23 protein-coding genes and 1 other annotated feature are annotated in these 23,671 nt (G+C 39.0%); of the genes, 12 read left to right on the plus strand and 11 right to left on the minus strand.

From position 1 onward, the window contains the following. Positions 1–177: 177 nt before the first annotated feature. Complete coding sequence (locus J2S05_RS17885) at positions 178–642, plus strand: GNAT family N-acetyltransferase (protein ID WP_306985233.1); 465 nt, start codon at positions 178–180, stop codon at positions 640–642. 183 nt (positions 643–825) lie between these two features. Here the strand turns inward: J2S05_RS17885 and J2S05_RS17890 are convergent, their stop codons facing one another. Further along, positions 826–2,439, minus strand: coding sequence for a DNA-binding protein (locus J2S05_RS17890; RefSeq protein WP_306985235.1), 1,614 nt, complete (start codon positions 2,437–2,439; stop codon positions 826–828). 775 nt (positions 2,440–3,214) lie between these two features. Here J2S05_RS17890 and J2S05_RS17895 point away from each other — a divergent pair. Beyond that, positions 3,215–3,403 carry a hypothetical protein gene (locus J2S05_RS17895; protein ID WP_251605035.1) on the plus strand — a complete coding sequence of 63 codons (189 nt, stop codon included), beginning with the start codon at positions 3,215–3,217 and terminating at the stop codon, positions 3,401–3,403. Between the two features lie 39 nt (positions 3,404–3,442). Here J2S05_RS17895 and J2S05_RS17900 read toward each other — a convergent pair whose 3' ends face one another. The 4 genes from J2S05_RS17900 to J2S05_RS17915 all read right to left on the minus strand — a co-directional run bounded on the left by J2S05_RS17900 (position 3,443) and on the right by J2S05_RS17915 (position 7,695). Beyond that, a complete protein-coding gene (locus J2S05_RS17900; RefSeq protein ID WP_306985237.1) occupies positions 3,443–4,699 on the minus strand; it encodes an MFS transporter in 1,257 nt (418 codons plus the stop codon). A 159-nt stretch (positions 4,700–4,858) separates the two neighbouring features. Next, entirely contained in the window at positions 4,859–5,278 is a 420-nt protein-coding gene (locus tag J2S05_RS17905) for an NUDIX hydrolase (protein WP_306985239.1), read from the minus strand. Then, a complete protein-coding gene (locus tag J2S05_RS17910) occupies positions 5,275–6,162 on the minus strand; it encodes a serine/threonine-protein kinase (RefSeq protein ID WP_306985241.1) in 888 nt (295 codons plus the stop codon). The genes J2S05_RS17905 and J2S05_RS17910 overlap by 4 nt, the downstream gene beginning before the upstream one ends. 84 nt (positions 6,163–6,246) lie before the next feature. Beyond that, entirely contained in the window at positions 6,247–7,695 is a 1,449-nt protein-coding gene (locus J2S05_RS17915) for a SulP family inorganic anion transporter (RefSeq protein ID WP_306985243.1), read from the minus strand. 209 nt (positions 7,696–7,904) lie between these two features. Next, positions 7,905–8,124 (plus strand) — a binding site (T-box leader). Positions 8,125–8,170: 46 nt separating this feature from the next. On the opposite strand from J2S05_RS17915, the gene argS reads away from it, so the two are divergent. From argS to J2S05_RS17935, 4 genes are all read left to right on the plus strand, one after another. Next, entirely contained in the window at positions 8,171–9,847 is a 1,677-nt protein-coding gene (gene argS / locus J2S05_RS17920; protein ID WP_306985245.1) for an arginine--tRNA ligase, read from the plus strand. A 65-nt stretch (positions 9,848–9,912) separates the two neighbouring features. Next, positions 9,913–10,587: a response regulator transcription factor gene (locus J2S05_RS17925; RefSeq protein ID WP_306985247.1), complete on the plus strand. Its 675-nt coding sequence runs from the start codon at positions 9,913–9,915 to the stop codon at positions 10,585–10,587. Beyond that, a complete protein-coding gene (locus J2S05_RS17930; RefSeq protein WP_306985250.1) occupies positions 10,584–11,942 on the plus strand; it encodes a sensor histidine kinase in 1,359 nt (452 codons plus the stop codon). Before J2S05_RS17925 ends, J2S05_RS17930 begins: the two co-directional genes overlap by 4 nt. 158 nt (positions 11,943–12,100) lie before the next feature. Continuing rightward, entirely contained in the window at positions 12,101–13,033 is a 933-nt protein-coding gene (locus tag J2S05_RS17935) for an alpha/beta fold hydrolase (RefSeq protein WP_306985252.1), read from the plus strand. A gap of 28 nt (positions 13,034–13,061) precedes the next feature. Here the strand turns inward: J2S05_RS17935 and J2S05_RS17940 are convergent, their stop codons facing one another. The 5 genes from J2S05_RS17940 to J2S05_RS17960 form a co-directional block, all read right to left on the minus strand. Beyond that, entirely contained in the window at positions 13,062–13,526 is a 465-nt protein-coding gene (locus J2S05_RS17940; RefSeq protein WP_306985254.1) for a DinB family protein, read from the minus strand. Positions 13,527–13,553: 27 nt separating this feature from the next. Continuing rightward, on the minus strand, positions 13,554–13,937 hold the full coding sequence (locus J2S05_RS17945) for a permease (RefSeq protein ID WP_306985256.1): 384 nt from the start codon (positions 13,935–13,937) through the stop codon (positions 13,554–13,556). A 10-nt stretch (positions 13,938–13,947) separates the two neighbouring features. Further along, positions 13,948–14,142, minus strand: coding sequence for a helix-turn-helix transcriptional regulator (locus tag J2S05_RS17950; RefSeq protein WP_306985258.1), 195 nt, complete (start codon positions 14,140–14,142; stop codon positions 13,948–13,950). A 263-nt stretch (positions 14,143–14,405) separates the two neighbouring features. Further along, positions 14,406–14,846, minus strand: coding sequence for a YajG family lipoprotein (locus J2S05_RS17955; protein ID WP_306985260.1), 441 nt, complete (start codon positions 14,844–14,846; stop codon positions 14,406–14,408). Positions 14,847–14,859: 13 nt separating this feature from the next. After that, complete coding sequence (locus tag J2S05_RS17960) at positions 14,860–15,390, minus strand: hypothetical protein (RefSeq protein WP_306985261.1); 531 nt, start codon at positions 15,388–15,390, stop codon at positions 14,860–14,862. A gap of 198 nt (positions 15,391–15,588) precedes the next feature. On the opposite strand from J2S05_RS17960, the gene J2S05_RS17965 reads away from it, so the two are divergent. Next, positions 15,589–16,653: an acyltransferase family protein gene (locus J2S05_RS17965; protein ID WP_306985262.1), complete on the plus strand. Its 1,065-nt coding sequence runs from the start codon at positions 15,589–15,591 to the stop codon at positions 16,651–16,653. Between the two features lie 101 nt (positions 16,654–16,754). Here the strand turns inward: J2S05_RS17965 and J2S05_RS17970 are convergent, their stop codons facing one another. Further along, positions 16,755–18,905, minus strand: a complete 2,151-nt coding sequence (locus J2S05_RS17970) for a DUF4832 domain-containing protein (RefSeq protein ID WP_306985263.1) — start codon at positions 18,903–18,905, stop codon at positions 16,755–16,757. Positions 18,906–19,197: 292 nt separating this feature from the next. On the opposite strand from J2S05_RS17970, the gene J2S05_RS17975 reads away from it, so the two are divergent. The 5 genes from J2S05_RS17975 to nadE all read left to right on the plus strand — a co-directional run bounded on the left by J2S05_RS17975 (position 19,198) and on the right by nadE (position 23,637). Continuing rightward, positions 19,198–19,992: an NUDIX hydrolase gene (locus J2S05_RS17975; protein ID WP_306985265.1), complete on the plus strand. Its 795-nt coding sequence runs from the start codon at positions 19,198–19,200 to the stop codon at positions 19,990–19,992. A 57-nt stretch (positions 19,993–20,049) separates the two neighbouring features. Then, the gene (locus J2S05_RS17980) at positions 20,050–20,598 is read left to right on the plus strand and encodes a cysteine hydrolase family protein (RefSeq protein WP_306985267.1); all 549 of its coding nucleotides are present in this window, start codon (positions 20,050–20,052) and stop codon (positions 20,596–20,598) included. Positions 20,599–20,626: 28 nt separating this feature from the next. Further along, positions 20,627–22,087, plus strand: a complete 1,461-nt coding sequence (locus tag J2S05_RS17985) for a nicotinate phosphoribosyltransferase (protein WP_306985269.1) — start codon at positions 20,627–20,629, stop codon at positions 22,085–22,087. Between the two features lie 61 nt (positions 22,088–22,148). Continuing rightward, on the plus strand, positions 22,149–22,802 hold the full coding sequence (nadD, locus tag J2S05_RS17990) for a nicotinate (nicotinamide) nucleotide adenylyltransferase (RefSeq protein ID WP_306985271.1): 654 nt from the start codon (positions 22,149–22,151) through the stop codon (positions 22,800–22,802). A gap of 22 nt (positions 22,803–22,824) precedes the next feature. Continuing rightward, a complete protein-coding gene (gene nadE / locus J2S05_RS17995) occupies positions 22,825–23,637 on the plus strand; it encodes an ammonia-dependent NAD(+) synthetase (protein ID WP_306985273.1) in 813 nt (270 codons plus the stop codon). Positions 23,638–23,671 lie beyond the last annotated feature (34 nt).

Below are 23,671 nucleotides of genomic sequence, written 5' to 3' on the forward strand. Positions count from 1 at the left end.
ATGTATCTGCTCTTCTTCCGATGTATTTTGCTCTCTTCCTGATGTATCTGCTCCTCTTCCGTTGTATGTTGCTCTCTTCCCGATGTATCTGCTCTCTTATAAAAGGGTTTTTCAACAACTTTATAGAATATACAGTTAAAAGCAGTACTTTGATCTAATGAATTGGAGGGAAATCAAATGAAAAGTAGATTTGCTGAATTTAATGACATCAAACAATTAATAAGAATGAGATGGGATTTTACAACTGAATATGATACTAGTAAAACAAACGAATCATTCAATGATTTTGAAAAAGAATGCCAAACTTTTTTAGAGGACGCTCTTAAAAGCGATCAATGGTTTATTTGGGTCGCGGAGGATAATGGAAAAATCATTTCACATATATACATAGAATTAATTCAAAAGGTACCACGCCCAGGTAGAACGACATATCCATTTGCATTTATGACCAATGTATACACAATTCCAGAGTATAGAAGCAAGGGGATTGGAAGTGAATTACTAAAATCGATTAATAAGTGGATTAAAGAAAACCATTATGAATTTGTGATTGTCTGGCCAAGTGAAGATTCTATTAATTTTTATAGTAATAATGGTTACGTTCATTGTACGGAACCTATGGAATTTCACCCTTCATATTGACGTTTAACATCATAAGTGTGCTCTTTTTGCTCGTACTCGCGTTTCAAGCCCTAAGCTTTTCTACATTAAGAAAAAACAAACGAACACACTAAGCCGCGCAACTGACGCGGCTTAGTGTGTTCTGTGCTGATAGAGAGGTCTTTCAAAAATAATGTGCGCAGATCTCCTGCGCACTCCCCATCTCTAATTCATTACATACTTACTGATTTCGGTTTGCCAGGTTTGAAAAGCTGCAGGTGGCTCCTCGGTTAAACTCTGTCCCAATGCGACGGTTTGAGTCACCACATTTTGACGATCATTGCGTAATCGGATACTTGCCGATGTTGCAGCAATGCTTGGGTTTAACCTAAGTGTCACCACTTTCTCAGCTGTACCCTGATCATCGGCTGTTACAGATCCAATGCTTTGATAACCATACCCGTTTGGCCAGCTTCCATTCTCCGCTTGCACTTGGGAAATAGCTTGTCCTCCAGATAGATATACTTGCATATCCAAGTTACTTATACTCTGACCTGGTTCTAGGTGATCTACTTTAACTGTCACTTCAAACGATTCACCACCAAGCGGAAGGACATCAGGAGTACTGACTTCGAATACCACGTCTGCCGGTGCCTCTTCTCCCGAACCAAATGATCCACTAGCAAATGTTGACCGATCGTACCAACGATAATCCCCTTGCGGCTGTCTCCAAGGCTCTTGCTCTGGCTCGGTTGTTTGCTCTGGGATTTCCATATCAAGTAAAGGAGAAGGCTCGTCCAATGTAATCGAAGTACTTGTGAAATCTGTGTAGTCTTCAGGCTCAGCTAACCAATCAATTACTTGGACCAGCAACTGCCCATTGTCTTTATCAATAAACCCATCATAGGTTCTTTTTTGTCCGCCATGCTCCTCATTCCGGTATTTAGGCGTGGCATCTTCTACAGGGGAGGAATCTCCAATAAAGGCTGACTTTCCAAGCTCTTTTTTCCCGATCGCTACATACGGTCCTTCGTCTGTTCCCCCACCATGATAAACACCTTGATCCACTGCATTACCCCATTTATTCTCTTCTGGAGTTAATCCATCCGGTAAAAAAGCAATGCCCTTCGCTCGATCTGGATCCATAATAGCAAGTGTAGATCCTGCATGTAAGGATAAAGATTCAACAGACTCTGTAATACCAAATGACTCCTCAGGATCTACAATGACATTTGCTTCTGTGTTATCGATCGAGTTATAGCGGAAACGCACCCCAAATTCCTCCGCTAGCCAATCTGAGCTCTCTACTCCTTCAAGTGCTTCTTTCTCAGCATCACTCATTCCTTTAGTTAAATCCTCGTAAGCACCACGACGCCAGCCATTCATAATTTCGTTGGAGTCAAAGCGATTAAAGTTCCGATCGGCGTTATAATGATCGGCAATGAAAAAGACTCCCCCGCCTTCCTCTGCAAAAGAAGCGATGGCATCCTGCTCCGTTGTTTGAAATGGAATTTGAGCCTCTGGAATGACAAATACATCATAGTCTTCTAAATCTTCTTCAGTTAACGGATCAGCCCCGCGATGTTCATGAACAAGATAGCCAACCTCGGCTAAGGCATCAGCAAAATCAGAAAAGGCTCCATCAATTACCCAATCGGATTGTCCAGCCGTCTGTCCATGACTGTTATCAAATAAAACTGTTTTTCCATTTGGTTCATCCGGCTCGATGACAGGAGGTGGATCATCCACACTTTCTGCAAGAGCAGGAATACTAATTAGCACCCCGGCAAACAAAATAACAGACTGAACTCCACTTTTTTGGTTCCTCAGCTTTTTCATATAACCCTCCTATTGTGTTGGTCTGTATAAAAGCTTTCGCCTTGAGTATAGCAGGCAGCTGTTGAGGTCTATTGGGAAACATCGTTTTTACAGAATTGATAAATAATTTAAATGAAAATGTAATATACTTTACTCTTGAATTTGGTATGCACCTATTCACTTCAAATTTATACGCTCAAATTCTTTCGATAAACAAGCTCGTTTCAGTTTTTTAGTTCTTAGCAGCCATAATAGATCTGATTTATTATCATATGAGAGCTGAACATGGAAGTAGTTTATGTATTCTAATACAGCGAATAGATAAACAAATATGGAAATCAACAAACCTATCAATGAGACATCTAAAGACCTGACTTGATAATCAATAACAAACAACACAGGGATGAACATTAGAATAAAAAGGTTCACTTTCTTCGTGATCTTAAGGTACAGAAGGAGCTTATTTGGTATGTCAGCTGTTCCCATTTGTTTTAACCGTCTCCACTTAATAAACCAATACACACTTCCCTGTCCTAATATAAATAGTAGGAGAAAAAAAGAAACGATAAAAGAAGATAATATGCTTAATTGAAATTGCGGGTAAGTGAGATTAAAAAAGTAAAAAACGATCAAAAAACAAATAATGGATGCATTCTCTCCAGAATATAAGTAGCAAAGTCGCTTTTCTATCTTCTTTTTCATAGAACCCCTTCTCTCATTCCTTCAAAATATATGCTATTGAATGTTCAGATCATTAGTCATATACTTACATTAACAAAATATAGGATGTGGATAAATGAAAGCTAATCGGCTTCTATTTCTTATTATTGTCATGATGTTTTTTATTACACTCAACAACGTAAGCACGAGTTCTTTTTCATTTTTTTCAGACGATCTAACTTTCTTAATGATTAGTCTATTGTTCGTGATAGCTCTTGTCATTCAAGCCATGACTCTTCCTAAAATGAAACCTAAAAAGAAATAAGCCAAGCAAAGCAGTTGCGGGGCTTATTTCTTTTTGTGCCTAGCTCTTTCTTCCATCCATATAAATCGGTTTAATTTGATCCATTTTCACACTACTATCTTTGTATCTAAGAATATATAAAGCTGGTAGTAATAGCATCAACCCACCAAAGATTAAGGCTACATAAGAATTCCATTCAGTAAATACTCCTGCTAACAATGTTGCACATATGGAAGCAATACCGGCGATGACGTACATGGCACTTCTTACTCTTGCAAGCAATGAATCAGGCGTAATTCCCTGCTGAACAGAAAGTTGAACAACAAAACCCATTGAAAGCGCGCCATCAAAAATCATCATTCCAATGCACATCACGATAAAGTGGCTAGACAGCAAACACAAAACACCAACTGAAGATAAAATGAGTAAGGTACTTAAGAAAAATAGCCAATTAACCTTCTTAAATCGATTCATAATAAGTACACCAATCACATTACCTAGTCCCGCAAATGATAGTAAAATGCCAATATATTGTTCAGATAGGTGTAAAGTCGTTCTAGAGTGAAAAATGATACTTAAGATCATAAATACAGTGGCGAAACTCAAACATACAGCAGCAATCGTTGAACCTTTTTGGGAAGAGTTTGCAAAAAGATATTGAACGCCCTCTTTGGCTCGCTCTGTAAACTCAAACACCTTTTCTTTTATATGCTTCGTTTCACTAGTAGCTGTTGATTTCGAATGCTTATACCTAACAACTGAAATGAACAGTGTGGAAATCGCCATTAAACACCCGCATACAACAAGAGTAAAACTGGCCCCATAATAGGCGAGTAAGAAACCACCAATACTTGGGCCAATAAGTGTGACAAAAGCGTCAGCACCTTCCAGCAGATTATGCGCACTTAATAGGTTGTTCCGACCAACTACCCTAGGAATCATCACTTGAAATGCTGTCTGTTGAATTAAACCGACCAATCCAATTAAGAATAATATACATGCAATCAATACAGGGCTTACGCTATCTACACTCACAATATATGCTAGGCTAAATATGAGCACAGCATATAGCATACTGCAGCTTGAAGAAACGAAGATTGGATTCTTTTTCTCAATCCACGTACCTATCGGAATAGCAAATAAGACGGTACCTAATTGCTGTGACAAGAGAACTAATGCAGTGACAATCGGTGAACCACTTAATCCTAGAACAATTAAAGGCACAACAAGTTCACGAAACCTCTCATTAAGTATCTTCAATAGATTATGAGCCCATAACTTCAAGAATTTTTCATTTATATGCCATTTCTCTACCATTTCATGTACATTCCCTCTATATCTGATCAGCCCCCTTGGCAAGGGCAGTAATCTCTAGATTAGGTATCATTACTATACTTATTAAATCTAAATAAATCCTTTCCATAGTCAGAATCTGACAGATAAAAAATAAGCCACGCTAGACACGCGGATTATTTTTTATCTAATGTCTAACTCTCCGTGGAAGGTATAGGGTACAGCATCTTTAAGAAAACGTTCCATTCCGTTATAAAGAGGAATTTTTTCATTTGCCGTTTGTAAATCAACCCACTCTGCCTCTTCAATGGTCTCAGTATCTTGAATGAGCAGTTCACCTGATTTGATGGCGGCTTGGAAGGTAGTAAGAATGGCGTGATGACCATCTACAAATAGCTCATCTAAACTGAGCACCTGAGTGATTTCAACGGATAACCCGGTTTCCTCCCTCACCTCTCTGATCGCAGCCTCGCTAAGAGTTTCGACATTTTCCACACGGCCACCAGGCAGAGACCATGTATTGTGATTTTTGTTTTTTACAAGTAAGACCTTGCCAGACTGATCATCAAAAATAAATGAATATACCACTTGTATTTGTTTCATCCGTCTCTCCCTTCAGCCTGCTTCCATTCTTCATAAAACTTTTCGACAGTGGCAAATCTCATGTCTCGCTCTTGCTCCACTGCCTTCAACGCTACTTCATAAAGAGCAGGATTTGCTTGCCATTTTTCAAATGAACGATCAAGTTCTCCTCCCAATAGACTAAAGGCCATCGCACCCAGATTAAACACATTGGTTTTAGAATCAATACTAGCCCCTAGCTCATATTCTTCTGGTGACATAAACCGCTTCGATCCCCACATTTGTCCCATGTGATTAGTGAATGGTTTCTTCTGATAATAATCAATATCACAGATTATCGTTTTGTTTTCAGCAAAATTGTATAAAATACTTCCATCATAAAAATCAATCGCTACATAATTCTGTTTCTCCACAAATTCGTGAAAGGAAAAGACCGCGTTTAATGATTCTAGCTGCTTTTCTAATGGGAGTTGTTTAAATTGATAATAGGGTGAGTTTGGATTCGTGTACTTTTCTGGGGGTGGAAAGGACCAATGTGGGTGCAAACACTCGCCATCAACCCACTCAAAAGCTAGCGCATATCCTTCCCCTACCTGAAAATGATCAAGTAACGTAATGAGAGATTTGTGCTTTAGATCTTGATAAATGGGTGCCGCTTGTTTTAATCGAGCGACCGCGTAACTCGGTTCCCCTTCATAATGAATCGGTTTAGCCCCAGCATATTTTACAAACAGCTTTTTATCACCTTGCTTCACACCAAAGCTTAAATTTCCAGAATCCTGTTGATCAAATACCTTAAACACTGATCCGTACTCTGTTAACCATTCAAAGTTATGGGTCTCTTTTAAAGCAAATGTCACTTCATTAATCTTTATATTTACATGGTAAGTATTAGATGGATTCATAGGACCTCCTTAAATAAACGCTATGTGGTTAATACTACCAAAAAACCAACACAAAATGTGTTGGTTTTATTGATTATGATTCGTTTAGGCGTTTGGAATTTTTCCTAGTGATTTAAGCAATGACATACTCTTTTGATTTAGTCCTATATATTGAACCTCTATCCCATTTGTTGTGAATAGCGATTCTAATCGATCAAGGGCTCCAACAGCTGAATCATCCCAAATTTGTGAGTGGGTAAAATCAATGTCAACTGTGTTTAACTTTTCAGTGGTATCAAATTGTGACAAAAACCTTGTTACTGAAGCAAAAAACAAAGGGCCTTCTACTTTATATATACGCTTCTTCTGATTCTCCATGTAACTTGACGACACATGAATTTTAGAAATCTTAGCAGCAAAAAAGATCATACTTAAGACCACACCAGACAAGACTCCATAAGCTAAATTGTGCGTCACAAGTACAACGGCAATTGTCACAACAAGGACTATGGCATCGGTTCGTGGCAATCGATGAATCGTTCTGACTGAGTTCCAATCAAATGTACTGACGGATACCATAATCATCACACCAGCTAAAGCAGCCATCGGAATCCGCACGACTAGGCTACCTAAAACAACAATTAAAAACATTAAGAACACACCTGCGACTAATGTTGATAAACGGCCTCTCCCGCCTGATTTCACATTAATAACAGACTGACCGATCATCGCGCAACCGGCCATGCCTCCAAAAAATCCAGACACGATATTGGCGATTCCCTGTCCACGGCTTTCTTTATTTTTGTTACTCGCTGTATCTGTCATGTCATCGACAATACTTGCTGTGAGTAATGATTCTAACAATCCAACAATAGCTAAAGCGAATGAATAAGGTAAAATAATCCACAATGTTTCTAAATTAAAAGGCACATTGGGTAGCACAAAACTAGGTAAGGTTTGTGTTAACGTACCCATATCTCCAACATTGCGTACACCAATATTTAAGAAGAGCACGATGATGGTAACAACAATAATTGCTACGAGTGTTGATGGTACTGCTTTTGTTATCATTGGAAACAAATAAATGATGGCGAGTGTCACTCCGACAAGCAAATACATCACCCATGTTTCACCTATAAAATGTTCAATTTGCGCCATAAAAATTAAAATAGCCAGTGAATTAACAAAACCAGTCATCACTGTACGTGGCACAAATTGCATCAGCTTCGCAAACTTACAGACTCCAAAAATGATCTGAATCACTCCGGTCAGGATGGTTGCAGCTAAGAGGTACTCAAGACCATAATTCGCAACTAGAGTAACCATGACTAAGGCCATCGCTCCTGTAGCAGCTGAGATCATACCTGGTCTGCCACCTACAAAGGCAATGACCACAGCAATACAAAAAGAAGCATATAAACCGACCATCGGATCGACACCAGCAATAATCGAGAAGGCAATGGCTTCTGGGATTAAGGCTAAGGCCACCACAATGCCGGAGAGAATGTCTCCCCTCACATTACTAAGCCATTGTTCTTTAAAACTTTCTATCATATCTTTACCTCTTTCTCCATTCATTTTACGACCCTCGAGTCTCACGAAAGCCAATTCAATAAATGACTGAAGAGAGTCTTACTGATCACGTGGTTTTCTCTTCGTTTATTATAGTGAATCCAATCATATTCGCAAGTTATTTTTTACTCAGATGATTTGACCATTGACATCAACTGGATATGAATGTAAGATAATCTAAATTCAATCAGACACATTCAATGACAAAGAGAGTAGTTCAAATCACGTTGGCTAGCGAGTTAGGGACGGTGTAAGCCTAATGCAACAGATTTGAATGAAGCGCACTTTGGAGATATTTCCTGAACGGTTAGTAGGGAAATGCGGGGAGTCACCTCGTTACTAATGGAAAGTGGTCACCTTTTTGGTGGCAACTAGAGTGGTACCACGGGAAGTTATGCTCTCGTCTCTAATCATAGAGACGGGGGCTTTTTTTATATTCAAAAAGGAGGAACCAAGGATGATTCACACACAAATCGCAAAAGCTATTGCCAAAACGTTAGACTATGTTTTATCAGAAGAGGAAGTGTACTCTCTTCTTGAAACACCAAAGCACTCTCATCTTGGTGATGTTGCTTTTCCTTGCTTCACACTCGCGAAACTAGGAAAGAAATCCCCCGCCATCATAGCAAATGAAATCAAAGAGACTCTTAAAAGTGTATGGATCCACTCAATTGAAGTGGCAGGGGCTTATGTAAACATTTTTGTTAACCAAGATCTATCTGCGAACCACATTCTCAACCAGGTTCTGACTGAGAAAAGTCAGTATGGCTCTAAACCATCGACAGGTGAAAAAGTATTGATTGATTATTCCTCTCCAAACATTGCTAAACCATTTTCCATGGGGCACTTACGTTCAACCGTTATTGGTCACTCCCTTTCCCATCTATCAGAGAAAAATGGATACGATGTCGTTCGAATCAATCATATAGGTGACTGGGGCACTCAGTTTGGGAAGCTCATTGTGGCGTATCAGTTATGGGGCGAGAAGTCGCTTATTGAGAAAGAACCCATTAAAGAATTATTAAAACTATATGTGCACTTTCATGAAGAAGCTAAGAAGGATGATGCTTTAAATAATCAAGCCCGCGCTGCCTTTAAGGCGTTAGAAAACGGAGACGAAGAATGCCTCGCTTTATGGAAATGGTTTAGAGAAGAGTCCTTAAAGGAATTCGAAACCATCTACCAGCTACTTGGCATTACCTTTGACGCTTACACAGGTGAAGCTTTTTATAATGATAAAATGGCGCAGGTCGTTAGTGAATTGCAGGATAAACATTTACTTACACTTTCTCAAGGTGCCTATGTTGTTGAACTGGAAGACATGCCGCCTTGTCTCATCACTAAAAAGGATGGGGCCACATTATACGCAACCCGTGATGTGACGGCAGCCCTATATCGCCACCAGACCTACCAACCGAAAAAAACCTTTTATGTGGTTGGTCATGAACAATCCCTACATTTTCAACAAGTGTTTCATGTTCTTAACAAGATGGGATACGAATGGGCAAACCGTCTAGAGCATGTGGCATTTGGTATGATGCTAAAAGATGGATCAAAAATGTCGACGCGTAAGGGCAAGATTGTACTCTTGGCTGATGTATTAGCGGAAGCTATCGAAACAGCAAAACGTAATATGAATGATAAAAACGCATCTCTTTTAGATAAAGAGTTGGTTGCTAAGCAGGTTGGAGTGGGTGCGATCATCTTTAATGACCTTAAAAACCTACGGACCCATGATCTAGAGTTCTCAATAGATCAGATGATGAGTTTCGAAGGGGATACTGGACCTTATGTTCAATACACGTTTGCTCGTATTTCAACGATCTTAGAAAAGGGTCAGTATCAACCAAAAGAAAGTACATTCCATTCTTTAGGTGAACAGGCATGGCCTATCATTAAGCTATTGGATCAATTTCCTTCCTTAGCTGAAAAATCATTTGACCAAGCAGACCCTTCTCAAATTGCCAAATACAGTTTGTTGCTAGCACGGTCATTTAATAAGTACTACGCTCACACAAAGATTCTTGTAGAAGACAATCAGAAACAAACAAAGCTAGCTTTTTCTTATGCAGTCTCTCTTGTGTTAAAAGAATGTCTACGACTTCTAGGAATAGCGGCGCCGACCAAAATGTAATAAATGAGACGTTATGTGTTACTGTATACTGGTTAGAAGATGGAACATGAAGAAAGAGGGAACAGATGCCTACTATACTGGTTGCTGACGATGATGCGAACATTCGCGAACTCGTCTGTTTATTTCTACGAAATGAGGGCTTCACAACGGTTGAGGCAACAGATGGCAAACAAGCAATGGCCGTCTACGCTTCTTCCAATGTGGATCTTGTTGTGCTTGATATTATGATGCCGGTTATGGACGGTTGGGCATTATGCAAGGAGCTACGAAAAGCAAGTCCTGACCTTCCTTTGCTTATGCTGACTGCCAGAGGTGAAACCTGGGAAAAAGTGAAGGGGTTTGAACTTGGAACGGATGATTATTTAACGAAACCATTCGATCCGCTAGAGTTAATGGCTCGTGTTAGAGCCTTATTAAAGCGTTATCGAATTGGCGTCACGCAAACGATTCAACTTGGTGATGTGATCCTTGATCGGCAAACCTATAAGGTAACACGCGGCACTGAGTTTCTCACATTACCGCTTAAGGAATTTGAGCTACTCTATAAGCTCGCTGGAACACCTGGACAAGTCTATACACGCGAGCAATTAATTGATCAAATTTGGGGGATTGACTATGCAGGTGATGATCGCACAATTGACGTGCATATTAAACGTCTGCGTGAACGATTTGCCTCTACTCCCCACTTCCAGATTGAAACCGTTCGAGGGCTTGGGTATCGACTTGAGGTGAACGAATGATCTGGTCTCTTTATACTCGTGTTGTTCTGACATTTTTAGGTTCAGTTATTGGTGGAACGATTATTGCTTTTTTTGTGGCTACTTGGGTATTTGAAGATAAGTTAAATGAGAACTTACAAATCACCCTGTACGATTTTGGCCAGGACATTGTTAACATCTACGATACCATTCCATTAGAAGAAGCGAACTCACTCATCCAGGATATGCACCAACTTAACTCCTATCATGTTCGCATTTACGAAGAAGATGGTCAGTTTCAATCTTATGGAACATTTGAAGAAGATGACATCTCCACTGTCACGATGGAACAAGTCGAGCAGGTTCTAGATGGTCAAACGGTACAAGTTCCAACAAACGGTGTAAGCCCGATTCGCTTAGGCATTCCGCTAGAAACGGAAATAGGCACAAAAGCGATGTTTGTCGACCCGGTCTCCCCCTCTTCCTCCTCTTTTTTAATTAAGTGGATCTATTATTTTTTAAGCTATTCATTAATTGCAGGAAGCATTTTAATTCTTGTTGCCACATTCTTTTTGGTTAGACCCATTAAAAAGCTAACAAAAGCAACGAAACGAATTGCAGCTGGTGATTTTGATGTTGACTTGAATATTAAACAAAAAGGTGAACTAGGTACCTTAGCTCGTAGCTTTGAAGAAATGACGCGGGACTTGCAACAGCTTGAACAGATGCGAAAAGACTTTGTTTCAAACGTGTCACACGAGGTTCAATCTCCTCTCACGTCCATTTCAGGATATGCCGTAGCACTTAAACAAGTAGACCTGACTAATGAAGAAAAAAGTCGTTATCTTGAAATTATCATTGCTGAAGCAGAGCGAATGTCCAAGATGAGTGATAGTCTGCTAAAGCTTAGTTTGCTTGAGTCGCAATCTCAGCACATGCGTCTGGTCACACTCAATCTGGATGAACAAATCAGACGTGTGATCGTTGCGATCCAACCTCAATGGGTCGCACGCCATATCCAATTTGAGTTGGACTTACCTGCCACACCCATTACCGCTGATCATGATTTATTGAACCAAGTATGGACAAACATACTCGGTAATAGCATTAAATTTTCCGAGGATGACAGTGTGATTCATGTTAGCATCAAGCAAGACACTACGTTCGTGACAGTTCAGATATCCGATACAGGTATTGGTATCTCTCACACGGATCAAAAACGTATATTTGAGCGTTTTTTCAAAACGGACCGGTCTCATAGTCGTACGTATGGTGGAAGCGGCTTAGGTCTTGCGATCGTTAAACAAATTGTTTCTCTACATCAAGGTGATATTCACGTAAAAAGCGAGCCTGGACAAGGTACAACCTTCACTGTCACCTTGCCTGATACACAGTAATATCCTTCTGCTACAGACTCATGCCTATCAGTCTGTAGCTTTTTTTGCTTGTTCATACTCCGTTCATATTCGCGTCATAAAGAGTACATATTCGTTGTATACACTTTTATTAACGGACCGTTACACAACAAAACACATTTTGAATGGAGAAGATAGAATTGATAAGAAAAATACTCAACATACTACTCAAAATAATAGTGGCCATCGTTATAGTCATTGGACTTTTTCTAGCTATTGTTTTTATTGTTAATCTAATCAGTAGCAAATCTGAGCAAGGAAAAATAGAATCATATGGTCAGTTGGTGCCAGTAAATGGGGAACATATTAATGTGACGATTGAAGGAGAAGGCGAAGAAACTGTCGTACTTCTACCAGGCTATGGAACAGCCGCACCCGCTCTAGATTTCAAGCCATTAATAGAAGAGCTATCGCCGTATTACAAAGTCGTAGTCGTTGAACCATTTGGTTATGGATTAAGTGATTATACTGAGAAAGATCGCACGACTGAGAATATTGTAAATGAAACTCATGAAGTATTACAAAATCTTGGTATTGATCAATATATTCTAATGGGTCATTCGATTGCAGGCATCTATGGATTAGATTATGTAAATAAATATCAAGATGAAGTGACAGCATTTGTCGGAATCGATACGAGTGTTCCAACCCAAGCTGGCATGGATACTGAATTTCCAATCAAAACGTTTAACTTCCTAAATAAATCAGGGATCGTCAGACTATTTATGAAGCTAGGAGATGACCCATATGAATCCCTTCCATATAATGATGAAACAAAGGAACAAATGAGAATACTTACTCATAAAAACTTATATAATCCAAGTAACATCAACGAGATGCAGCATTTCGAATCGAATTTTAATGCCGCAAAGGCTTTAGACTTCCCGTCAGACCTTCCTTTGCTTTTCTTTTTAGAAGCAGATAACACAGACGTAGACGGATGGATTCCAATGCATGAAGAGCAAGTAAAAGACTCTGAACACGGAGAAGTGATTTTGCTTGAAGGGGATCATTACCTACATCACACACAATCGGAAAAAATGGTTGAGATGGTACGAGACTTTCTGAAATAAATAAAGGACAAAAAGCCGATAACGAGTATTAAAATGACAGATCTCTTCCAACAAAGTGGGCAGGGACTGGGCTGAAGTCTAGCTGCCTTGCCCAAATGGAGAACTGTCCAATATGATGAATCTCATGAATGATTATGTGATGAATGATATCGTCACACGTATACGCTATTGTGTCCCAAGTTACCTTAATTATTTTTTCTTTTAAGTCCGGTAATTCAATATCTATAAATCGTTTATGATCTTCTCTTAATCGATTAGATAATGAGACTACCTGTTCAAGTGTTGCATAATCTTCAAATGAATACATACTATCTTCTTTGCCTTGTATTCCACGAATCCAACTATTTTCAACCTCTACGATATGGAAAAGCGTATAGAGAATGCTTCCCGCCCCACCGTCCATTTCTTTCACTAGCTGACTATGTGTAAGCTGCTGACACCACTGGAACCATTCATCACGGACCTGCCAATTGTAGGTAAAGAATTTTTTCATAGTAGGTTCACCCTTTTCACGATAAATTTAGTACCGCTTTGAGAAAAAAACTAATAATAAAAAGACCGTGCTTATAATAAGTGATGTAAAGATACCAAGAAGCTGGATAGCTGTAAGAAAAATTGTGTCTGTTATTAGCAAGATCATAAAGATAATGGAATAGCTAATAATAAAAAAATAACTACAAAACATTGCTTTTTGTTTGATCAGCTTCATACGTTCATCATTCACTTCAAACTCAGGAACAAGATAACCTTGAACAGCACTAACAATACCTATTGCGATCCACATAAACTCATGACCTTGTACTTGACCACCTACGTTAATACTCAAAATTAATAAGCTAATCCCAAATAAAAGTAAAAAAACAGATGCCACACTAAAAAATACTCTATATGCTTTATGACTCATATTTTACCCCCTACTCTTCTAAATGAAAAACATCCTCTACATGTGTGCCAAAGCACCTTGCTATTTGAATCGCAAGTGGCAAAGAAGGATGGTACTTCCCCTTCTCGATCGATATGATCGTTTGCCTTGAGACACCCAGCTTTTGAGCCAATGATTCTTGAGACAAATGATGCTGTTTACGCAGCTCTTTTATTGAATTTTCCATACGCATTGCCTCCTGACACACAGTATAAAGTAAAGCACCCTTTACGTAAAGGATGCTTTACTTTAAACGATCTCAACCCCGTTTTTAAGGTACCGTTATCTCTCGCATGTCGTTTTACCATTCTCCCATATAGAGATGAGTTTCTCGCATGTCTCTATATCCTCTTACATGTCGAATTAGAAATCTTCCATGTAGAAAAGCACTTCTCGCATGTAGATTGGTACCCTCGCATGTCAGAATGCTCATCTCGCATGTCGCAAAAGCTACTCTACATCCAGATAAAAGGAATAACTCCCCGTACCTTCTGGCCAGGATGCTAATATTTCATATATGTTTAAACCGGAATGAATAGAGAGATCTAATTCATCATAACTGTCCAGTTGACCTTCTGAATCCCAGGTCCTAACTGAATAATGAGTTGGTTGTTTTTCGAATTCAATGGATACCTCTGAATCTGAGGCAACAGTGATTGGCTCTTGATAGTCTGCAATAGTAACCGGCAAATCTGAGCTGGCACTGACACTAACACCTTGGCCAAATACATTTGTTTCACCCCAACTGTATGCACCTAAAACGGGGTCAATGGTCTCCTCGCCTATACTAATCGAAAGTTCAGGAGGTTTGATATCATCTGTGTTCATTTCATCTGAGCAGGATGCTAATAGAAAACTCAACACCACCAACATTGCGATTTTGCGCTTCATCCATGCACCCCCATCATAAATACAATTCTAAATCTGAAGGCATTAATTCAACAAATAAGCCATTATTCTCTATTCTTCGTTTAATCGATGAGATTGCTTCGTTTGTATGTAGATACATATAATAATCATGACCAAATGTCACAACTAGTTGATCAATCAAACCAAGTTTTGCCCATAATAGATTTCGCAAAATTAATTTCACAACTGGTCTAATTTCTTCTGTTGTAATTAAACGCCCAACCTGTACGGAGTGGAAAAGCTCTTTCATATGATTAGTTGTGTACAAATCGAAATCTTCAGCCGATTCATCATACCTCTCCAATTTTAAAACACGTATCTCTGTAAGATGATGAAGCTTCATGAATCTCAGGATCGCATCAATATAAAAATCTTCTATCCTAAGATACTCATCTACTGTTAGTAAGCCATTCTCACCTTGACCTTTACCAATATCACTATAAGAAATCCATTCCTCTTGGTCCTTGTACACCCCATTTTCAAATCGATTGTTGGGATTATATTTTGTTATACGATATGTGTTCAACCGATACTCTCCTTTATATCTAAAACCTTTACATCCACTCATCAAATGGTCAACATTACAAGATCGTACCATCCATTTCCTTTACAAATTCTTCACACGAATAGCCTTGTAATGAGCACATAAGCCCTTCATGATTATTATAGATGAAGATCGTTTATAATTCTTCAGAATAAAGACAACTAGAGGATGAGAACAACAATGAACCAAACAAAAACCTACTATCATTCGATTGATGTCTTCCGATTGATCTGTGCCGTTGCTGTTGTCGTTGTGCATATCACCTCACAAATTCCTAGCAATGGGATCGCTACTTGGAGCAATTATTATAGCTATCGTTACGTATTAGATATTGGTAGCCCATTCTTTTTTATGGCAGCTGGATTTATTTTATACCGCAAAAGCAAGGAGATTGGCCCAGGCTACCTACTCACGTATGCAAAGAAGATTTTCAGTTATTATCTTATTTTTTCAATCTTTTATATGATTACTCGAGTTATTTTAGAGGCTATTAGTGCCAGCCTTCTAAATGAGTCGGTTCGTGTAGCCATTGAGACTCAACTAAATCAATGGCGTACGTTAAATTTATTAAATGGCTCGATTGGATCCTTCCAGCTATACTTTTTAGTGATTCTTATCTATTCTGCTTTGTTCCTATACATCCTGCTTCGATACAAAGCAAACACCTTAGCACTGGTTACGATTGCCGTTGCTTTATACGCAGCAGAGAATGCGGGCCTTTTATCAAATCTGAACATCTTTGAATACAAAAGCTTTGCGTTTGGTTTATTGTTTGTTACGCTCGGATTTGCTTTAAGCCATAGTAAGGAGTTTATAACTTATAAAACTCCTTGGTTGTACACTATTTTATTTGGAGCTGCGTACGTATGCAATTACTACTATCAGGTTGGTCTTGGATGGATACTACTGCCTCTTTTCACCTTTTCACTTGGTGCCTTTTGTGTGCAGTACCATACATTAGGTAAAAGTAGTTTGTTAACCAAGTTATCTACCTACTCTTTAGCCATCTATACGCTTCATATCTTTGTGGAACTACTCATTCTCAAAACGGTTGAAGTGCTAGGCTGGTCTGATTATTATGCAAATCCACTTTATTATGTAGGAACTATTGTAGCGTGTATCGTTATCCCCATTCTTATCTTTCATCCTATTTATAACGGTGCGATATGGATTAAAGAAACATTTATTTTTTCACAAAAGAAGCCTTCAGGAAAATCAGAGTTACGCAAGCAGAACTATGGGTAAATGTAGAAAAAATTATAATAAAAGCATATACCGGATCACGGTATATGCTTTTTCTAATCCATCATTTAACGTAGTCAGCGACACAACACTAACTGTGAATCTTAACGTGTTCCTTTGACCTCAATGTGACCGATTTCGAGCCAGCCGTTGTCTTCTTGCTCTTCATTAGCAAAATGAAACCCTTTAGCATCAGAATGAATTTCCGATAAAGGATTAACAACTTTAACTAACATATCATACCTACCTTCACTTACATTTGAAGTGTTACTCGACCACTCCAACAAAACCTCATTCGTATCTCCTGTCTCTTCATCATTTGGTATGATGTATGAGAGATCCCAATCGGTAGTCCATTCCTTTATTTCTCCGTTCTCATCTCTTGCTGCAATATCCACTTCCCAATCATAATAGAAAGGAGCCACACCAGTATTTTGAATGTGGATTGCTGCTTGTAAATGACCACTGTCTGAATTCACATAGGCAGTTGGTACAAAGTACTCATACCCCAAGCTACGTGAGCCCTCACGCGCTCGTTCTATAGCATCTGCTTCAAGTGGTGTTTGGAAAACTTCTTGAATTTTCAGCCAAGATGCATGAGTTAATTCTAGACTTTTATAATAATCCTCTCCCTGTACACCCTCAATAGGTTCCCCTAAATATTGAGGCGGATCGTTATTCCACATCTCGATTTGAATTTCCGGGCGCATTTCTCCACCAATTGGTTCTGATTTCCATTTATCCATCACTTGATTAGCTTGCAGACGCCCTGCAAAGTGCCAGTCCTTTCCACCTAAACTAGGAGGTAAGGTCTGAAACGCAAAAGAATCGTCGTGATAACCAATATTTAAATCACGATTAAATTCCGTTGGATAGCGCGCAAGTATTTTTGTTTCATTAAATGAATCATCAAAGCCTTGCATAATGGCTCTTTGGTTGGCTAAACTCGGCATCCAATCGGTTGCAATTCCATCCTCGTGTTCAGCCAATTCACCATACCAACTTCCAATTGGAGTCCATCCATCCTGAGGGTACGTATGCCATTCACCCCAAAACCCTATTAAACCAGCTTGTATGAAACCAATTCTCGAATCTCCATCGTACTTATCTCCAAGGGCTTCAATAAACTGCAATAATGCGAGCTGTAAATTCTCGTCATTATAATTGGGGGCCACACTCGTTCCATTTGGTCCCCCATTGCTTTCGTAATCATAGTCTCTTGTTTCCAATCCGAGATCAAGTAGAAACTGAGGGATTCCAGTTGGCTTATGTGGATAATCGAGATATACCCTGAAAATAGCCTGATTTCCTCTCGATGTTATCTCATCTACTCTAGATTCTAACTTGCTCCAATCAAACTCATTGAAATTCGTCATGATATCATTTAGAGGGATATAGAAGAATTCCATACTATATGGCAGTTGGTTATCATCTATCCGCCATGCTGCTGAGTCGCTAAAGGGTAAAAATCCTTTTAACGGATTATCAATCGGTGCGGGTGAATAAGTAAGATTAAACGTGTTCGCAGGAGTTGCCCACTCAGGAGCCAAAGAATCTCCTAAACCGCCTTCCGAGGTTCCCCATAGACTGATAGAATCTATATACACTTTATTGGTCGAATTCCCTTGTGGATTATAACCAAATTCGTACCCTTCAACTAAACCTAGGTCTAAATCATTGTCACATCCTTGTGGACATTGCCACGACTTCCCTGTAAATTGATCCCAAGCAATTCGAATAAGGCCAGCAAAATCTTCTGGAACAATTAGCATGCTGTCAAAAGAATTCTCTTCCCACGAAGAGCTGCCATCTTCTTTTAAAGACGCTATAAACGTTCCTTCTTGACCATACGCGTTTGATTCAGATTTAATATCAAAGTTAAATGCTAATGGTTCATCTGCATCATTATGTATCCAAAATGAAATACCGGTAGAATCTGTCCAATCACTCACAGCAAAATGTTGAGATACAGCTATCCATGAGTCAAAGGGCTCCTTAGGAACAATTAACATTGAATTTGTACCATCATAAGCACGCTCTTGGCTTAAGGACCAGTCTACAGCATTTCCATCAGATGACCAGAGTCTATACGTACTTTTTAATTCATCATCTGAGGCATAGCTTTCAAAGTCATCAATGATTGTAGTTGATTCTGAAATGGCTGCATCTACTTTTACATTAGTGACTGTTACTAATAACGTTATAAGTAGAACAGCAACCAAAAAATAGTGTATTACTTTTGTGTTTTCTTTCATATGAACCTCATCCTCCGTTAGATATTGATAGTCGATCTTCCCTTTCCATCCCTCTCTTTATGATATTCCCACCCAAACCCCAACCCTTTCTATTTTATCGGTTATCGTCAAACTTTAATAAGTGCACCTATTTTATGATCTCAACAAACTAAAGCGTTATTGCTTTTAACATTTTCAAAAAAATATATCAAAACAGTTGCATTTTCTTTTACAGATGTATTATACTTATAACAATTAACAAAACGTTAATTGAAAATCATTTTTATCTTATGTACCGTTGAGGAGGGAACAAATGTCTTCAAGTAATTACAAAGCTCTTGAGCAATACGACGTCAAAAAATTTAGAACGCCAGATGGATACACGTCTGATATCGCCGTCTTTACGATTGTACCTACACATACAGAAGCATACAAACCACCTAAGATGCACCTGAAGCTTCTGTTGATAAAAAGGTCGGATCTCAATGCAGAAGGCAATGTCAACATCGAAGCTGGAAAATGGGCCTTACCTGGAGGGTTTGTCCAAGAGAACGAGTCCGCCTATGAGGCAGCCAAGCGTGAACTCCTCGAAGAAACAAGTATAAAGGATATTCATATTAAGCATTTTAGTGTTTATGATCAGCCTGGGCGCGATCCACGAGGATGGATTATCACAAATGCACATTATGCGATCGTTCCTGAGAACCAATTGCTCAATAGAAAAGCAAACGATGATGCAGCTGAAGTACGATTATTCTCCATTGAGGATGTATTACAATTAGCAGCTAGCTCACAATTGGCTTTTGATCACACCGAGATTATTGAAGAAGCTATAAAAAAAATACAGACAGATCTATTACAAACAACCATTGCTAAAGAATTTTTACCTAAGAATTTCACGTTCTCAGAACTTCAAGCCGTATTATTGACCGTCACCAAGGATCCAGCCATTTCAAGTAATCAATCGTTTATTAGAAAGATAAAAACTTTACCTTTTATTGCTGCTGTTCCAGGAATGACAACACAAAGAACGTCAAAAACACCCACACAGCTTTATACGTTTATTGACATGGAAATCGTGAAACCAATCTACACTGCTAGATATTAATTTCTTTTTTTACCCTTTACTATTAACATTCTGTTAACAGAAGAAATGGAGGCCATTATGAATAAGGCACTAATAAATATTGATTACACAGTTGATTTTGTTGATACAAACGGGAAACTAACATGCGGAGAACCTGGTCAAGAGATTGAAAAGGAAATAGTAAAAGTCACTAAGGACTTTCTTAGAGATCAATCTTATGTTGTTTTTGCGGTTGATCTCCATAAGGAAAACGATCAAATGCATCCAGAGTTCAATCTATTTCCACCGCACAATCTAGAAGGTACTAAGGGTAGAACCATTTTTGGAGAATTACATGAATTGTACCAAGAACACAAAGACTCCTCCCTCACCTACTGGTTAGATAAAACAAGATATAGCGCTTTTGCTGGTACAGATCTCGAAATGAAATTAAGAGAAAGACAGATCAATGAGGTGCATTTGGTTGGGGTATGTACGGATATATGTATCTTACACACCGCAATCGACGCCTACAATAAAGGGTTCAAGATCGTCATTCATCAGCATGCAGTAGCTAGTTTTAATGCAGAAGGACATAAATGGGCACTCGGACATTTCACGAATTCTCTTGGAGCAACACTCGTTTAAAAAAACATTACATTTGGAGGAATACACAATGACTACCACTTACTCAGACGATAGTTTCATGCTGCACACGGATTTGTATCAGATTAATATGGCCCAAACATATTGGAACGATGGATTAGAAAATAAGAAATCAGTGTTCGAGCTTTTCTTTAGAAAACTACCTTTCGGAAATGGATACGCAGTGTACGCTGGACTTGAAAGAGTTATCGAATTCTTAAACAACTTTGGATTTACTGAAAGTGATATTAGCTACCTTCGAGAGTTGGGGTATGAAGAAGACTATCTTGATTTCCTAAGTGGCCTTACATTCACTGGGACCGTCAAAAGCATGAAAGAAGGAGAATTGGTATTCGGGAATGAACCGATCTTGCGCATCGAAGCTCCATTAATCGAAGCCCAATTAATCGAAACACCCTTATTAAATATCATCAATTATCAAACGTTAATTGCTACAAAAGCTTCAAGAATCAAACAACTTATCGGTGATGATCGGGCTATGGAATTTGGAACCCGCCGTGCTCAAGAAATGGACGCAGCCATATGGGGAACAAGAGCCGCTTATTTGGCTGGATTTGATGCAACCTCCAATGTTCGCGCTGGAAAGAAATTTGGAATTCCTGTAGCCGGTACTCATGCACACTCACTTGTTCAAGCTTATAGAGACGAGTACACAGCGTTTAAGAAATATGCGTCAACCCACAAAGATTGCACCTTCTTGGTCGACACGTACGACACACTGAAATCTGGTGTTCCTAATGCCATCAAAGTGGCAAACGAAGAGAAACAAACGATCCATTTTAAAGGCATTCGATTAGATAGCGGAGATTTAGCTTACCTATCTAAGGAAGCAAGAAAAATGTTAGACGAAGCAGGTTATATCGATGCTGCCATTTCTGCTTCAAATGACCTTGATGAAGAAACGATTATGAATTTAAAATCACAAGGAGCAAAAATTGATATTTGGGGTATAGGAACGAAACTTATTACAGCATATGACCAGCCTGCTTTAGGCGCAGTCTATAAGCTCGTTTCAATTGAAGAAGATGGAGAAATGGTTGATACGATTAAAATAAGCGCAAACCCAGAGAAAGTATCTACACCAGGACTTAAAAGAGTCTTCCGCATCATCAACAACAGAAACGGTAAATCAGAAGGAGATTATATCGCCTTAGATACTGAAGAGCCGAATGAAGAAACACAATTAACGATGTTCCACCCCGTCCATACCTTTGTAAAGAAAATTGTTACAAATTATGAAGCTGTTGAGCTACATCACATCATTTTCGATAAAGGAGAATGCGTCTACACTCAACCAAGCCTAGAAGAGATTAGATCATTTGTTACGTCTAACCTACAGCTTCTATGGGATGAATATAAACGATTGGTCATGCCAGAAGAATATCCTGTAGACCTTAGTCAACTATGTTGGGATAACAAAATGGCGAGAATTGCTGAAGTGAAACAGAAAGTATCTGATCGAATTCAATAGATACAAACAATGGGAGGCTCACCCTCCCCCTATCATCTTGATCTTACTGGAGGTTTAATCAATGGGTAAAGTAGGAATATTCGGTTCATCTTTTGACCCGATCACAGACTCTCACTTGTTCTTAGCAAAAACATTAGCTGATCTATGTAACTTCGAATACGTTATTTTTGTCCCGTGTGTGAATAGTCGCGGAGATGGGAAAAAGATGAAAGCAAGCGACGAAGACAGATGGACTATGATCCAATTAGCGATAAAAGACAATCCAATTTTTAAAGCTGATGATTTTGAAATGAACGCAAAAGCAGGAATTGGCAAACAATACACGTATCACACGATGGAATACTTCAAGGAAAAATACCCGGATGACGAACATTATTTCATTATGGGTGCTGACATTCTAGCTGAGATTGATAACCAACGTGTGCAGCCTCATCAAAGGTGGAAATTTAGAGAGGAATTGATAAAGAATAATAAGTTTGTTGTGATGTCTAGAGACAATATTGACATGTTAAAAGAAATATCAAAAAGTCCTATTTTGCGAAAATACCATGATGGCACTAGATTTCATTTAGTTGATAAAGGGATTTCTATGGAAATCAGTTCTAGCTATATCCGAGATGAGATCAGTATGGGCAGATACCCTCAATACCTCATGCGAGATGATGTCTATGATTATATTGTCACCAACGAGATCTATAAACAGACAACCAATTAAAAAAATCCGGAGGCGATGTAACATGACCATTCAACAACAAATCATAAAAGAATTAAGCGTTAAACCAACAATAATCCCAAATCAAGAGATTAAAAGTAGAATGACCTTTCTAAAAGACTATTTGAAATCAACGAAGGCAAAAGGATATGTTCTTGGAATTAGTGGTGGCCAAGACTCTACTCTAGCTGGAAAGCTAGCTCAACTCGCTGTTGAAGAGTTGCGATCAGAAGGCGTTGATGTGAGTTTTACAGCCGTAAGACTTCCTTATGCAAGTCAGAAAGATGAAGAGGACGCACAACTCGCATTACAATTCATCAACCCTGACAACAGCACCGTATTTAATGTCTTTGAACCGGTGGTAGCCATCGAAAAAGAGTATCTACAAGCTACTGGCTCTCCCCTATCCGACTTTCATAAAGGGAATGTCAAAGCAAGAGCAAGAATGATTGCACAATATGCCATTGGCGGAATGGGCGGCCTGCTCGTTTTAGGAACCGATCACGCGGCAGAAGCATTAACCGGATTCTTCACAAAATACGGAGATGGCGGAGCAGACCTTTTACCACTGAGTGGATTAAATAAAAGGCAAGGAAAAGAACTACTCAAAGCCTTAGGTGCCCCTGAGAAGCTTTACTTAAAAAGCCCTACAGCAGACTTATTAGATGGAAACCCACAACAGTCCGATGAACACGAACTTGGGATCACCTACGATCAGTTGGATGATTACTTAGAAGGAAAGCAGCTTTCCGAGGAAATCATGGAGCTTATTGAGAAGCGTTATGTGTCTACGGAACATAAGCGTCAGTTACCTGTGACTCCTTTTGATGAAATTTAATAACCGAAGCATATACAAAAAAGAGAGCCAGCGT

This window comes from Alkalicoccobacillus murimartini, from assembly GCF_030813245.1.
Classification (GTDB): domain Bacteria; phylum Bacillota; class Bacilli; order Bacillales; family Bacillaceae_D; genus Alkalicoccobacillus; species Alkalicoccobacillus murimartini.